At 75.5% G+C, this 14,423-nt stretch carries 5 protein-coding genes; all 5 read right to left on the reverse strand.

The genetic code is table 11. From position 1 onward, the window contains the following. Window positions 1-70: 70 nt before the first annotated feature. Window positions 71-286: an MbtH family protein gene (locus DNK56_RS30800; RefSeq protein ID WP_111339046.1), complete on the reverse strand. Its 216-nt coding sequence runs from the start codon at window positions 284-286 to the stop codon at window positions 71-73. Further along, entirely contained in the window at window positions 283-7,428 is a 7,146-nt protein-coding gene (locus DNK56_RS30805) for a non-ribosomal peptide synthetase (protein ID WP_111339047.1), read from the reverse strand. The genes DNK56_RS30800 and DNK56_RS30805 overlap by 4 nt, the downstream gene beginning before the upstream one ends. A gap of 195 nt (window positions 7,429-7,623) precedes the next feature. Then, window positions 7,624-11,448 (reverse strand): condensation domain-containing protein, encoded by a 3,825-nt coding sequence (locus tag DNK56_RS30810; RefSeq protein WP_111339048.1) that lies wholly within the window; start codon window positions 11,446-11,448, stop codon window positions 7,624-7,626. A 59-nt stretch (window positions 11,449-11,507) separates the two neighbouring features. Continuing rightward, window positions 11,508-13,337 carry a non-ribosomal peptide synthetase gene (locus tag DNK56_RS30815; protein ID WP_111339049.1) on the reverse strand — a complete coding sequence of 610 codons (1,830 nt, stop codon included), beginning with the start codon at window positions 13,335-13,337 and terminating at the stop codon, window positions 11,508-11,510. 8 nt (window positions 13,338-13,345) lie between these two features. Then, window positions 13,346-14,377: a TauD/TfdA family dioxygenase gene (locus tag DNK56_RS30820; RefSeq protein ID WP_111339050.1), complete on the reverse strand. Its 1,032-nt coding sequence runs from the start codon at window positions 14,375-14,377 to the stop codon at window positions 13,346-13,348. Window positions 14,378-14,423: the final 46 nt, after the last annotated feature.

Below are 14,423 nucleotides of genomic sequence, written 5' to 3' on the forward strand. Positions count from 1 at the left end.
CTACGGGAGGGCGCGCGAAAAGGCCGCGCCCCGCAGGATGTGCGGGGCGCGGCCTTGACGGGAATTCCGGTCAGGCGTACTGCTCGACCAGGCTGCGGGGGCGGATGTCGGTCCAGTTCGCGGTGATGTACTCCAGGGCGGCGGCCCGGTCACCGGCCCCCCAGACGCTGTTCCAGCCCGCCGGGATGTCGGCGAAGGCCGGCCAGAGGGAATGCTGGCCCTCGTCGTTCACCACGACGTGGAAGGAGCCCTCGGCGTCGTCGAAAGGGTTCACGATGTCGCTCATGAATAACTCCTCGTTTCGTTTTCCCGCAGGGTTTCTTCCTGCAGTGCGGAGAGTTTCTCCGCGATGACTTTCCCGATGTGTGCGAGAGGTTCTTCCTCGGTCATCCGGAGATGTCCGCATTCCACGGTGTGGTTCTCCGCCGTCCCGGTCAGGAACGGATTCCAGGTGGCGGCCAGCGCGCCTTCCGGTTCGCCGGGCCTGCGGGCCGTGAAGAAGACCGCGCCGGTGTCGGCGACCCCGGGGACGTGCCGGGACATGAGCGTCGCGTGGGTCTCCGAGGCGCGCAGCACGGCCCGGATCTCGCCGGCGCTGAACCCGCCCAGGACCGGGTCCTCGCGGCGCACCCGCTCCACCGCCGCCGGCAGCTCCTCCTCGCCCAGCGGCACGGCCGACTCCAGCTCCTCGGGCGGCAGCACGGACACACTGCCCGGCCCCGTCTGGTGGACGTCCATCAGCGCGAGCAGCTCGACCCGCTGACCGGCCGCGCGCAGCCGGACGGCCATGGTGTGCGCGACGATCCCGCCGAAGGACCAGCCGAGCAGCCGGTACGGGCCCCAGGGCTGGACCTGCCGGATGCGCTCCAGATAGTCGTCGGCCATCTCCTCGACCGTGCGCGGCCGGTGACCGGGCTCGCTCAGCGCGCGGGCCTGGAGGGCGTACAGCGGCTGGTCGTCCCCGAGATGGCGGGCCAGGCCCGCGTACGACCAGCCGACCCCGGTCCCCGGATGCACGCAGAACAGCGGGCGGCGGCTGCCCCGGACGTTCAGCGGCAGCAGCACCCCCATGGCGCCGGCCGTGCCGTCCGGGTCCTGCGCGCCGAGCAGCCCGGCCGGGGTCGGCGCACGGAACAGGTCCCGCACCCCGCGGTCCACGCCCAGCACCGACCGCACCCGGCTCACCAGGCGCACACCGAGCAGCGAATGCCCGCCCAGGGCGAAGAAGTTGTCGTCGAGGCCGACCTTCGGCACGCCCAGGATCTCGGCGAACAGCCCGCACAGCACCTCCTCGCGTGCGTTGCGCGGCGCCCGGTGCGCGGCGGCCGGCCGGTCCGGCGCGGGCAGCGCCCGGCGGTCCGGCTTGCCGTTGACCGTCAGCGGCAGGGCGTCCAGGACGACGACCGCCGAGGGCACCAGATGGGCGGGCAGCGCGGTACGGGCCAGGGCCAGCAGTTCCGCCCCGGTGACGGTGCGGCCGGCGCGCGGCACCGCGTAGCCGACGAGGCTCCGCTCGCCCGGCCGGTCCTCGCGGACCACGGCGAGCGCCTGGCCGACCTCCGGATGGGCGGCGAGCGCGTGCTCGACCTCTCCGGGCTCGATCCGTACCCCGCGCAGCTTGACCTGGCCGTCCGCCCGCCCCAGGAACCGCAGTTCGCCGTCCGGCGTCCACACCACCCGGTCGCCGGTGCGGTACATCCGGCTGCCGTCCGCCTCGAACGGGTCGGGCACGAAGCGTTCGGCGGTCAGGTCGGGGCGCCCGGTGTAGCCGCGCGCCACATGCGTACCGGCGATGTACAGCTCGCCGGGCACCCCCGGCGGCACGGGCCGCAGCGCGCCGTCCAGGACGTGGCTGCGGGTGTTGTCCATCGGCCGGCCCAGATGCAGCCCGGCCGCGCCGAGCGAGCCCCGGCCGCCGGTGAGCCACTGGTTGTGCGAGGCGAACGTCGTCTCGGTGGGCCCGTAGGAGTGCACCAGGACGGTGTCCGGACAGTGCGTCAGCACCCGCTGCACGGCGGCCGGCGACGCGACGTCACCGCCCGTCCACACCTCGCGCAGCAGCCGCAGCGTGTCCAGCGCCTCGTCGGCCATCACATGGAACAGGCCCACGGTGAAGTAGGCGGCGGTGACGCCGTGGTCCCGGACGGCACGCCCGGTCTCCGCGAGGTCGGTGCCGTCGCCCGGCACGATCACCAGAGCGCCGCCGTTGATCAGCGGCACCCACATCTCGAAGACCGAGGCGTCGAACCCGGTCGCGGAGTGCACCAGCATCCGCCGGGGGCCGCCCGCCAGGACGTCGCGGTCGACGGCGAGTTCGGTGACGTTGCGATGGGTGACGCCGACGCCCTTGGGGCGGCCCGTCGAGCCGGAGGTGAACATCACGTACATCAGGTCGTCCCCGGCGACCGCCGCGGCCTCGAACGGCGCCGGTGCGCCGTCCCCGGCCGGTGCGTCGACCGTCAGCAGCGGTACGGAGACCTCAGCGGGCACCGTGCCCGTGTGCGCGGTGTCGGTCGCGACGAGGCGGAGGCCGGCGTCCTGGACCATGAGCGCGATCCGCGCCTCGGGCAGGGCCGGGTCCAGCGGGACGTAGGCGGCGCCGCACTTGAGGACGGCGAGCGCGGTCACCACCAGCGGTACCCCGCGTTCGAGGAGCACCCCCACACTGTCGCCCCGGCGCACCCCGGCCGCGCGCAGCCGGGCGGCCAGCGCGCCGGCGCGGGCGTCCAGTTCGCCGTAGCCGACCGTCTCCGCGTCGGTGATCAGGGCGGGGCGGTCCGGCGTGAGTACGCCCCGGCGGGCGATCAGCTCGTGCACCGCGGCCCGGTCGCGGGTCGGGGTCGCGGTGTCGTTGTACTCGTGGACCAGCCGGAACCGCTCATCGGCGGTGAGCAGGTCCACCGCGCCGATCCGCGTCCCGGCGTCGGCGGCGACGGTGCGCAGCAGCCGCCCGATGTGCGCGGCGAGCAGCGCGGCCGTGTCGGCGCCGAACAGGTCCGTGGCGTATTCGAGGCCGCCCGCGAGACCGGCCGGCCGGCCCTCCTCGTCCTTGCGCTCCCACAGCGCGAGCGTCAGGTCGAACTTGGTGGACAGCTCCTCCAGCGGCGCCGGCTCGGGCCGCAGCAGCGGGGTCCCGGTGTCGGTTCCGGTGTCCGTGTAGTCGTGGTGGAGCTGTACGACGTACTGGGTGAGCGGGTGGTGGGCGGTGGAGCGGGCCGGGTTGAGGTGCTCCACGATCCGGTCGAACGGCAGCCGCTGATGGGCGTAGGCGGCCAGGTCGGTGTCGCGTACCCGCTCCAGCAGTTCGGTGAACGCGGGGTCGCCCGAGGTGTCGGTGCGCAGGACGAGCGTGTTGACGAAGAAGCCGACCAGATCGCTCAGCGCCTCGTCGTCCCGCCCGGCCGTCATCGTGGCCAGCGGCAGATCGGTGCCGGCGCCGTGCCGGGTGAGGACCGCCGCGAGGGCGGCCTGCACCACCATGAACAGCGTCGCGCCGTGGCGCCGGGCCAGCTCCTCCAGGGCCTCGTGCGTGGCGGCGTCCACGGTGAGCGGCGCGTGGCCGCCCCGGTGGGTCGCCTCCGCCGGACGCGGCCGGGCGGCGGGCAGTTCGAGGACGGGCGGCGCGCCGTCGAGCGCGCGTTCCCAGAAGGCGAGGTGGTCCCGCGCGCCGGGCCCGTCCAGGAGTTCCCGCTGCCACAGGGTGTAGTCGGCGTACTGGACGGGAAGCGGCTCCTGCTCGGGCGCGCGGCCCTCGGCGCGGGCGGTGTACGCGGTGGCCAGGTCCGCGAGCAGCGGCCCGGTGGACCATCCGTCGGCGGCGATGTGGTGCACCAGCAGCACCAGCAGCTGCCCGCCGCCGTCGTCCGGGGTCAGGAGCGCGGCCCGCAGCGGGATCTCCTCGGCGAGGTCGAACACATGCCCGGCCGCGGCCGCGACGGCGGCCCGGAACCGCCCGGCCGGCACCGTACGCACATCGAGCACGGGCCGCACGCCGGCCAGGATCTCCTGGTGCGGCTCCCCGTCGACCGACCGGTAGCGGGTGCGCAGCACCTCGTGCCGCGCGGCCACATCGGTCAGCGCCGAGGCCAGAACCCCGGCGTCCAGCGGCTCCTGCGGACGCAGCACCAGCGGAATGTTGTACGAGGCGCTGGGCCCCTCCAGCGTGTCGATGAACCAGAGCCGGCGCTGGGCGCGCGACAGCGGCAGCCGGTCCGGACGGTCCGTGCGCCGGGTCAGCGCCGGGCCCGCCCCTTCGGAGACCGGCCGGGCGGCGGCGATGCGCCGGGCCAGGGCGGCCGGGGTCGGTGCCAGCAGCAGATCCCGTACATGGACGTCGACGTTCAGCCGGGCGCGCATCCGGTTGGCGAGCCGCACCCCGCTCATGGAGTGGCCGCCGATGGTGAAGAACCCGTCGTCCGGGCCGACCTCGTCCAGACCCAGGATCTCCGCGAACATCGCCCGCAGCGTGTCCACGTACTCCGCCTCCGGCGCCCCGCCCGTCCGCGCGGCGGCCGCGGCCTCGGCGGCCCGCTGTGCGCGGAGCGCGGCGACCCGGGTCCGGCGGGCGGCCAGGGACCAGCGGTCGTCGGCGCCGAGCAGCTCCGTATCGGTGACGGGCGTTCCGGGGCGCTCGGCCGCCGTACGCAGGGCCCGTTCCAGGGCGTCCAGGAGGAGGCGGGCGGTGCCCTCGTCCAGGACGTCGCGGGCGTACTCCAGGCCGAGTTCCAGACCGGCGGGCGCGCCGTCGGCGCCGCGGTGCTCCACGCAGGCGGCGGTCAGGTCGAACTTGGTGGTCGCGGGGCCGTCCGCCCGGAAGCGGCCGGTCAGCCCGCCGAACGCGAACGGGGCGTCGTCCGGCGCGGCGGTGCGCAGGGTCAGCATCGTCTGGAAGAGCGGGTGCACGCCCGGTGTGCGCGGCGGGTTCAGCCGCTCGACCAGCAGGTCGAACGGGACGCCCTGGTGCGCGTAGGCGGCCAGGCTCGTGTCGCGTACCCGTTCCAGCAGTTCGCCGAACGCCGGATCACCCGAGGTGTCGGCCGGCATGACCAGCGTGTTGACGAAGAAGCCCACCAGCGCCCCGAGCGCCTCGTCGTCGCGGCCCGCGACCGGCGTGCCCACGGCGACCCGCTCCCCGCACCCCGCCGCGCGCAGGGCGAGGGCGAGCGCGGCCTGCAGGACCATCAGCATGCTCGCGCCGTGCGCGTCGGCCAGCCGGACGAGCCGGGTGTGCGCGGCCGGTTCGAGCCGGGCGGTGACCAGGCCGCCCCGGTGGTCCGGCACGTCGGGCCGGGGCCGGTCCAGCGGCAGATCGGTGACGGCGGGCAGCCCGTCGAGCGCGGCCCGCCAGTGGGCGAGCCCGCGCGAGACGGCCGCGTCCGGGTCGTCGGGCGAGCCGAGGACGTCGTGCTGCCAGAGGGTGTAGTCGGCGTACTGGACGGGAAGCGGCTCCTGTTCGGGCGCGCGGCCCTCCAGCCGGGCCGCGTAGGCGGTCGCCAGGTCGTTCATCAGCGGCGCCAGCGACCAGCCGTCGCCCGCGACATGGTGCAGCAGCACGGCCAGCACCGCCGCGGGCCCGTCCCCGGCCCCGTCCTCCGGTACGAACAGCGCGACCCGCAACGGCAGTTCCCGCGACAGGTCGAAGGACTCGGAGACGAAACCGGTGACCCGGCCGCGCAGTTCGGCCGCCGGGCACTCCACCGTGCGGGCACGGACCACGGACGCGGCGAGCACATGCTGATACGGCTCGTCCTCCGGGGCGAGGAACACCGTGCGCAGCACCTCGTGGCGCTCCACCAGATCGTGCACGGCCGCCGCCAGCGCCGTACGGTCGGGTATCCCGTCCAGCTCCAGCACGATGGGCATGTTGTACGCGCACGACGGGCCGTCGAGCTGGTCGAGCAGCCAGAGCCGGCGCTGCGCGTGCGACAGCGGCACCCGGTCCCCGGCGGGCAGCGGCTCCTCGTGGACGACGCAGAGCCGGGGGTCCGTGGTCCGCAGCACCTTGCGGTTGATCTTGCCCGAACTGGTACGCGGCAGCGCGGCGACGATGCCCACGGAGGCCGGTACGGCGGCGGCGGGCATCCGCTCGCGCACCAGGGCGCGCAGCTCCTCGGCCCCGACGCCGCCCTCGGTGACGACGAAGGCGACGAGCCGCTTCACCCCGTCCGCGTCCTGCTGGGCGACGACGGCCGCCTCCCGGACCTTGGGATGCGCCGAGAGGACGGAGTCCACGGCGGCCGGGTCGATGCGCTGCCCGCCGATCTTCACCTCGTCGTCGAGGCGCCCGTGGTACAGGATCTGCCGGTCCTCGCCGATCGTGACGAGGTCCCCGGTGCGGTAGGCGCGCTCCCCGTCCAGCTCGGTGAAGCGGCGGGCGTTCAGCTCCGGGTTGCCCAGGTAGCCGCGCGACAACCCGCCGCCGAGCAGCCAGAGTTCACCCGAGACGACGGCGGCCCGGACGCCGGGCAGCGGGCGCCCGATCGGCACCGGTCCCGCGCCGTGCCGGGTCAGGTCGGCGACGGTGGCGGCCACCGTGGTCTCGGTCGGCCCGTACGCGTTCAGCAGCCGCCCCCGTTCACCGGTCAGCTCCCGCCACTGGGCGACCCGCTCCGGCAGCGCGGCCTCGCCGTAGATGATCACCGTCTCCAGGCAGTCCGGCAGCCGCACCGCACCCGTGGTCAGCACATGCACCAGCTCGTGCCAGTACGCGGCCGGCAGGTCGAGCAGGGTGATCCCGTGGCGGGCGCAGCCGGCGAGCAGATCGCGTACGTCCAGCATGTCGTCGGTACGCAGCACCAGGGTGCCGCCCGCGCCCAGGGTCGTGAACACCTCCTGCACGCTGGCGTCGAAGTGCAGCGGCGAGAACTGCAGGACCCGGGAGTCCGGCCCGATGCCGTACGCGGGCAGGGCGCCCGCGATGAAATGCGCCAGCGAGTCGTGGGCGACGACGACCCCGTTGGGCGTACCGGTCGACCCGGACGTGAAGATCACGTACGCGGCGTCCTCCGGCGCGCCGGGCCCCGGCAGGACCAGCTCACCGGCGGCGGCCACCTCGGCGGGCGTCGGCGCGGGGTCTCCGCAGCCGGCCGCCAGAATGGCCGCGTTGCGGGCGTCGGGGGCCTGGATGTCGAGCGGCAGATAGGCGGCGCCGGTGCTGAGGACGGCGAGCAGGCCGACGACGGCGTCGACGCCGCGCGGCCGGTGCAGCGCGACCAGCCGGCCGGGGCCCGCGCCCTCGGCGGCCAGCGCCCGCGCCCGGTCCGCGACGGCGTCGGCGAGCTGTGCGTAGGTGAGCCGGACGGTGTCATGGACCAGGGCCACGGCCTCGGGCCGGGTGCGCGCCTGCCGGGCGATGAGATCGAGCACCGGCGGGGCGGGCGCGGGAGAGGGGCCGCCGTCGAGCAGGTCTTCCGTTCTGATGGGGGGCATCCTGGGGTTTCCTCCGCTTGGGGCCGAGAGACCGGGGCGGGCGATCGGTTCCTCTCGCCTCCGTGCTCCCACGCTAGGGGCCCGGGACCGCCCCTCTCGGCAGTCCGCCCGGCAGCTCCGAGCGGCAGAAAGCGGGGGCCGGGAGCTGCCGCTCCCCACCGCCGCTGCCCGCCCCGGCTGCCCGCCTCTACGGGCTCATCCGCGCCGGGCGCCCGCCCGCGTACGGCGGCGCAGCGCCGGGGCCGCGGCGGCCGGGCCGGCGCCCTCCGGCTCGACCGCGTCCGCCACCGCTCCCAGCAGCCGCCCGGACAGCGTGGCCGCCGTCGGATTGCGGAACACATCGCGCAGCGTCAGATCCTGGCCGAACTCGGCGCGGATACGGTTCAGCAGCCGCACCGCCAGCAGCGAGTGCCCGCCGGACTTGAAGAAGTTGTCGTCCGGGCCGATCTCCCGCCCGTCCAGCACCTCCCGGAAGATCCCCAGCAGCCGCCCGTCCGCACCCCCACCGGCCCCGGCCCCGGCCCCGGCTCCGGGCGCGGGCGCCTCCTCCTCCGGCAGCGCGGCCGGGTCCTCACCCGGCTCGGGCAGCCGCGCCGCCCGCACCACCCGGTCCGGCGCCAGGTACTCCGGCAGCCGCTCGGCCGCCCAGGCACGCACCGCGTCCCCGGCGGGCGGCGTGCCCGGCGCGCAGGTCACCACGGCCAGCAGCCGCCCGTCGCGGACCAGGGCCCGCGCCCCCGTCACCGCCGGATGCCCGGTCAGCACGCCCTCGATCTCGCCCGGCTCCACCGGATACCCGTTCACCGTGTGCACGGCCACCGGCCGCAGCGCCCCGCCCGCGTCCCGGTACGCCCGCCGCCCCGTGGCCCGCAGCCCGCCACCGGGCGCCGCCTCGTGGACCTCGCCCGGCACCCGGACCGGGACCCGGCGCCCCCGCGCGTCGAGCACCACCTCCGGACCGCCCGGCCAGGGCTCCTCCCCGCCCAGCGCGGACAGCGGCGCGCCCGGCTCGGCGGCGCACGCGTCCAGCAGCTCCGCCAGCCGTTTCACCAGCAGCCGGGCGGTGTCCGCGTCGTACAGCGCGGTCGCGTACTCCAGGACACCCCGCAGCCCGGCCGGAGCCCCGTCCCGGCCCACCGTCTCGGTCAGCGCGAACGTCAGGTCGGACTTGGCCCCGGCACCCCGGAACGCCACCGGCTCCCCGTCCAGCGAGGACCCGGCCGCCGAAGCGTCCCCGGCCCCCGCCGCGTGTACCTGGAGCATCACCTGCACCAGCGGTGCGTGCGCGGACGAACGGTGCGGGCTCAGATGCTCGACCAGCCGGTCGAACGGCAGGTCCTGATTGCTGTACGCGCCGAGACCCGCCTCCCGGACCCGGCGCACCAGCTCCGTGAACGCCGGGTCGCCCGAGGTGTCCGTCCGCAGCACCAGCGTGTTCACGAAGAACCCGACGAGCGGGTGCAGCGCCTCGTCGCCCCGGCCGGCCACGGTCGTCCCGATCGCCAGGTCCTCGCCCGCCCCGTGCCGCGTCAGCAGCGCCGCGAGCGCCGCCTGCACCACCATGAACAGCGTCGCGCCGTGCTGCCGGGCGCACCGCAGCAGCGCCCGGTGCGTGTCGGCGCCCACCTCGAACGGGGCGAGGGCGCCCCGGCCGTCCGGCTCGGGCCGCCGGGGCCGGTCCGTGGGCAGCGCAAGGAGCGGCGGCAGCCCGTCCAGCGCGGTGCGCCAGTACGCGAGCTGCTCGCCGGCCACCCCGTGCTCGCCGTCCAGCAACGCGTGCTGCCACAGCGTGTAGTCGGCGTACTGGACGGGCAGCGGCTCCCAGTCCGGCGCCCCGCCCGCGCACCGCGCCCGGTAGGCGCGGTCCAGGTCGGCGAGCAGGCAGCCGGTGGACCAGCCGTCCCCGGCGATGTGGTGCACCAGCAGCACCAGCACCTGGCCCCCGTCCGCCTCCTCGATCAGCCACGCCCGGAACGGGATCTCGGCCGCCAGGTCGAACACGTACCCGGCGGCGGCGTCCACGGCCGCCCGCAGCTCCCGCGCACCGTCCGCCCGTACGACGTCGAGCACCGGCTCGGCGTGCTCCAGCACCTCCTGGTACGGCTCGCCGTCCGCCGACCGGTGCACCGTCCGCAGCACCTCGTGCCGCCGTGCGACATCGGTGAGCGCGGCGGCGAACGCGGCCCGGCCGACCGGGCGGCGCAGCCGCGTCACCACGGGAATGTTGTACGTGGCGCACGGCCCCTCCAACTGGTCGGTGAACCAAAGCCGTTGCTGCGCGGCGGACAGCGGGAGGCGGGCGGGTCGCAGCGCGGCCGGCACCGGGCGCAGCGGCGGCCGGACCGGCCCGTCGCCCTGCTCGGCGAGCCGGCGCAGCAGCCGGGCCGGGGTGGGCGCCAGGAACACGTCGCGGATGGCGGCCTGGACACCGAGCGCCTTGCGGATGCGGTTGGTGAGCTTCCCGGCGAGCAGCGAGTGCCCGCCCAGCTTGAAGAAGCTGTCGTCGGGCCCCACCTCGTCGCGGCCCAGCACCTCCGCGAACAGGCCGCGCAGGATCTCCTCGCGCGGGTCGGCGCCCGCGCCGCGCCGGCCGCCGCCGTCGCGCGGCTCGCCCGGCGCTTCGGCGGCCTGCCGCGCGGCCCGGTCCAGCGCCTCGTGACGGCGGTCGATCGCCGCGCGCTCCGGGGCGGTGAGCAGCCCGGCCCGGCTGAGGGGTGTGCCGGCCGGCTGTTCGGCGTACGCGGTCAGCGCCCGGTCGAACAGGGAGAGGAGCAGCCGCGCCGTCTCCTCGTCGTACAGATCGGTCGCGTAGCTCAGGCCGAGCAGCACTCCGTCGGGTTCGCCGTCCGGTCGGTACGTCTCGGCACAGTTGAAGCTCAGGTCGAACTTGGCGGTGGCCAGGTCCGCGGCGTCGAGGGTGCCGGATACGGCCCCCAGGGCGCAGTGGGTGTCCTGCGCGGTCTGCGTGGTCAGCATGACCTGGAAGAACGGGTGCAGGCCGAGGGAGCGCTCCGGGTTGAGGTCCTCGACGAGCAGGTCGAACGGCAGGTCCTCGTGGGCCATGGCGGCCAGGTCCCGTTCGCGGACCCGGTCGAGCAGCGTGCCGAGGTCCGGGTCGTCGGACAGGTCGGCGCGCAGGGCGAGCGAGTTGACGAAGAAGCCGACGAGGTCGTGCAGATCCTCCTCGGGCCGGCCCGCCACCGGAGTCCCCACGACCACGTCCGGTCCCGCCCCGGCCGCCGCCAGCGCGGCGCACAGGGCGGCCCGTGCGGTCATGAAGAACGTCGCGCGATGGGCGCGGGCGGTGGCGGCGAGCGCCTTGTGGGCGGTGGCGGAGAGGCGGGCGGTGACCAGCGCTCCCCGGTGGCTCGGTTCGGCGGGGCGGGGACGGTCGGCGGGCAGCCGGGTCGCGGCCGGGGCGCCGTCCAGCTCCGCGCGCCAGTGGGCGAGTTGTTCGTACGCCAGGCTGTCGGGGTCGGCGGGGTCGCCGAGCATGTCCCGCTGCCACAGCGCGTAGTCCGCGTACTGCACGGGCAGGGGTTCCCACCCGGGTGCGCGGCCCTCGCGCCGGGCCGTGTAGGCACGGTCGAGGTCCTTGAGCAGACAGCCGACGGACCAGCCGTCCGTCGCGATGTGATGGACGAGCAGCACCAGCACCGAACCGCCGCCGTGCACGGTGAACAGCCGGGCCCGCAGCGGCAGATCACGGGTCACGTCGAACGGCAGCCGCGCGAAGGCGGTGACCCGCGCGTCCACGTCGTCACCCGGCCCGCACGCGTGCACCTCCAGCCGCACGCCGGGATCGCCGACGATGTGCTGGTACGGCTCCCCGTCCACGGCCCGGTACACCGTGCGGAGCACTTCGTGGCGCTCCACCACGTCCCGCACCGCCGCCTCCAGGGACTGCCGGTCGGGCACCCCGTCAAGGCGCAGCACCACGGGCGCGTTGTACGCGGACGACGGACCTTCGAGACGGTTCAGGAACCACAGCCGGTGCTGCGCGTACGAGAGGGGGATCACGGTTGCTGCTCCTCGGGAAGGGCGGGGGCGGGCGGGGGAACGGGCCGGGACGCGGGCGGTCAGCCATGCGCGGCGGCCGACAACTCCTCGATGTGGGCGGCGAGATCGCGCAGCCTCGGGTGGGCGTAGACGGCCTTCACCGGCAGCGCGACGGACAGCTCGGCACGGACCCGCGAGACCAGCTTGATGGCGAGCAGCGAGTGGCCGCCGAGCTTGAAGAAGTTGTCGTCCGGGCCGATCGACGAGGCGCCCAGCACCTGCGCCCACACCCGCCCGATCAGCTCCTCGGCCCGCCCGTCGAGACCCGCGCCCGGCGCCGGGGCCCCGGCGGGCGCCGCCGCCTCGATCCGGGCCGGCAGCGCCGCCCGGTCCAGCTTGCCGCTGGGCGTCGTCGCGAACCGGTCCACGGCGACGAACGCGGACGGCACCATGTACGCGGGCAGCGCCGCCGCCACCGCAGTACGCAGCGCCTCGCTGTCCCCGCCCCGGTGGTAGGCGATCAGACACGGGCTGCCCCCGGCGTCCTCGCCGAGCACCACCGCGGCCTCGGCGGCACCGGCCAGGCCGAGCGCGGCCTCGATCTCCTGCACCTCGATCCGGTGCCCGCGCAGCTTCACCTGCCCGTCGAGCCGCCCCAGGTGCACCAGGCGCCCGTCCGGCAGCAGCCGGCAGCGGTCCCCGGTCCGGTACATGCGCTCACCCGGCGCGCCGAACGGGTCGGCGACGAACCGCTGCGCGGACAGGTGCGGGCTGCGGCGGTAGCCCCGCGCGATCCGGGGACCGGCCAGATACAGCTCCCCGGACCCGCCCGGCCCGACCGGCGCCAGGCGCTCGTCCAGCAGCCGCATCCGCAGCCCGGGGAGCACGGCGCCGATGTGCGGCTCGCCCGGCTCCTCGATCCAGCCGGCCGTCGTGTCGACCGTGCACTCGGTGGGCCCGTACACGTTCACCGCGCGCAGCAGCCCCGCCCGCCGGGCCTCCACCAGCCGGTCCCACAGCGCGGGGCCGATCGCCTCGCCGCCGACGAGCAGCGTCAGCGGGCGCGGGCCCCCGTCCGGGGTGAGCAGATCGAGCAGCGGCTCGGCGTGCGACGGCGTGATGTCGAGATCCGTGAGCCCCCGGTCGTCCACGAACGCGGCCAGCAGCGCCGGGTCGCGCCGGGTCTCCTCGTCGATCATCACCAGCGTGTCCCCGCGCGACAGACGCACCCACTGCTGCACCGACGCGTCGAACGACGGCGAGGCGTTCCAGCCGACGCGCCGGCCCTCGCCGCTTGCCGCGCCCTCGTCCTCCAGCTCCCGCAGCAGCAGCGACGCCGAACCCCGCGCGATCTCCACACCCTTGGGCCGGCCCGTCGAGCCGGAGGTGTAGATGACGTACGCGAGTGCCCCCGGCCCCACCGGAACCGGCGCGAACGCCGCACCCCGGCCGGCGGCCAGCTCCCCGACCGTGACCGTACGCGGGCCGGCCGGCACCGCGCCGGACCGGTCGGTGACCACCAGGTCGGCGCCGGAGTCCGTCAGGAGCAGCCGCCGCCGCTCCTCGGGCAGCGCCGGGTCCACCGGCAGGTAGGCGGCGCCCGCCGTCAGCGTGCCGATGATCGCGGTGACCAGGTCGGCGCCGCGCGGCAGGCACAGCGCCACGACGCTCTCCGGACCGACGCCGAGACCGGCCAGGCCGGACGCGAACGCGGCGGCCCGCTCCCGCAGTTCGTCGAAGGACAGCTCCAGGTCGCCGGCGACCACGGCGGTGCGGTCACCGGGCACGGCGGCCAGCCGGGCCATCAGGTCGGCCGCGCCCGTCCCGGCGGCGGCACAGGTCTCGCAGGGGCAGCCGGCCGGGTGCGCGGCGGTGGTGGTGGTCGGGCGCTCGGGGAGTACGGCGGTCATGGCTGCGCTCACTTTCCGTACAGGGTGGTGGAGGGGGCGGAGGCGGGCGAGCAGTCGGACAGCGGCACCGGCTCACCCATGGCGACGAGGATCTTCCGGTCCCCGCTGAACGCCTCGCGGCCGTGCGCGCAGAGGATGTTGTCGACGAGCATCACGTCACCGGCCTGCCAGCTCTCCCGTACGGTGACCGCCTGGTACGCGTCGTTGATGGCGTCCACCTCCGCGTCGGTCAGGGCGGTGCCGTCGCCGAGGTAGGTGTTGAACGGCAGCCCGTCGGCGCCGAACGTCTCGACCAGCACCTCACGGACGTCCTCGTCCAGGCTGCGGGCGTTCCAGAACGCGAAGTGGTTGAACCAGACGCGCTCGCCGGTCACCGGGTGCGTGATGATCGCCGACCGCCGCTGCCGGGTGCGCAGGCTGTCCTCGTCCAGCCACTCGTAGCCGATGGCGTGCGCGTCGCAGTACTCCCGCACCCCGGCCGGCTCCTCCGAGGAGAACGCCTTGCGCCACGGCATCCCCGCCAGTTCCGAGTAGTTGCGCACCAGCAGCCAGCCGGCCTCCGCGAACCGCGCGGTCAGCTCCGGCGGCAGCAGGGCCAGCGCGGCCCGCATGTCCCCGACGGTGGTGGCGCCGCCGGTCTCGGGCGCGGTGACACAGCCGAAGAGCAGCACACCGGGGAAGTCCAGCGTGTAGCTGTTCTCGTTGTGCAGCCGGATCGGCTGGACGGCCGGCAGGTCCGTGGAGGAGAACACGCCCTCACCGAAGTCCGTGCGCGGGGTCGCCTTCTCCTTGTACCCGGCCCGCTCCGCGACCAGCGCGTCCCGCGCCTCGGCGAACGTGGCCGCGTCCCGGACCGGAAGCCCGCGCAGCATCACCGCACCGGACCGGTGCAACTCCGCCTGGATCGCGGCCCGCTGGGCGTTCAGCCACGCGGTGGCCTCCGCCATGGAGCCGAACTCCGGCGTATGGACGATCACCGGCTTGCCGGGCTCCCGGACGGGAGCGATACCGGTGGCGGGCGGCTGGGCGAGAGCGGTCACGGTGAATTCCTCTTTCTCGGCTTGCTGGGGCGGGGTCGGAAGGGGG

Origin of the sequence: Streptomyces sp. AC1-42W (assembly GCF_003248355.1) — a bacterium.
Taxonomy (GTDB): domain Bacteria; phylum Actinomycetota; class Actinomycetes; order Streptomycetales; family Streptomycetaceae; genus Streptomyces.

Excerpts from the sequence above, each read along its gene's own strand:
- DNK56_RS30800 (WP_111339046.1), bottom strand. The coding sequence starts at position 286 with ATGAGCGACATCGTGAACCCTTTCGACGACGCCGAGGGCTCCTTCCAC.
- DNK56_RS30805 (WP_111339047.1), bottom strand. The coding sequence starts at position 7,428 with ATGCCCCCCATCAGAACGGAAGACCTGCTCGACGGCGGCCCCTCTCCC.
- DNK56_RS30815 (WP_111339049.1), bottom strand. The coding sequence starts at position 13,337 with ATGACCGCCGTACTCCCCGAGCGCCCGACCACCACCACCGCCGCGCAC.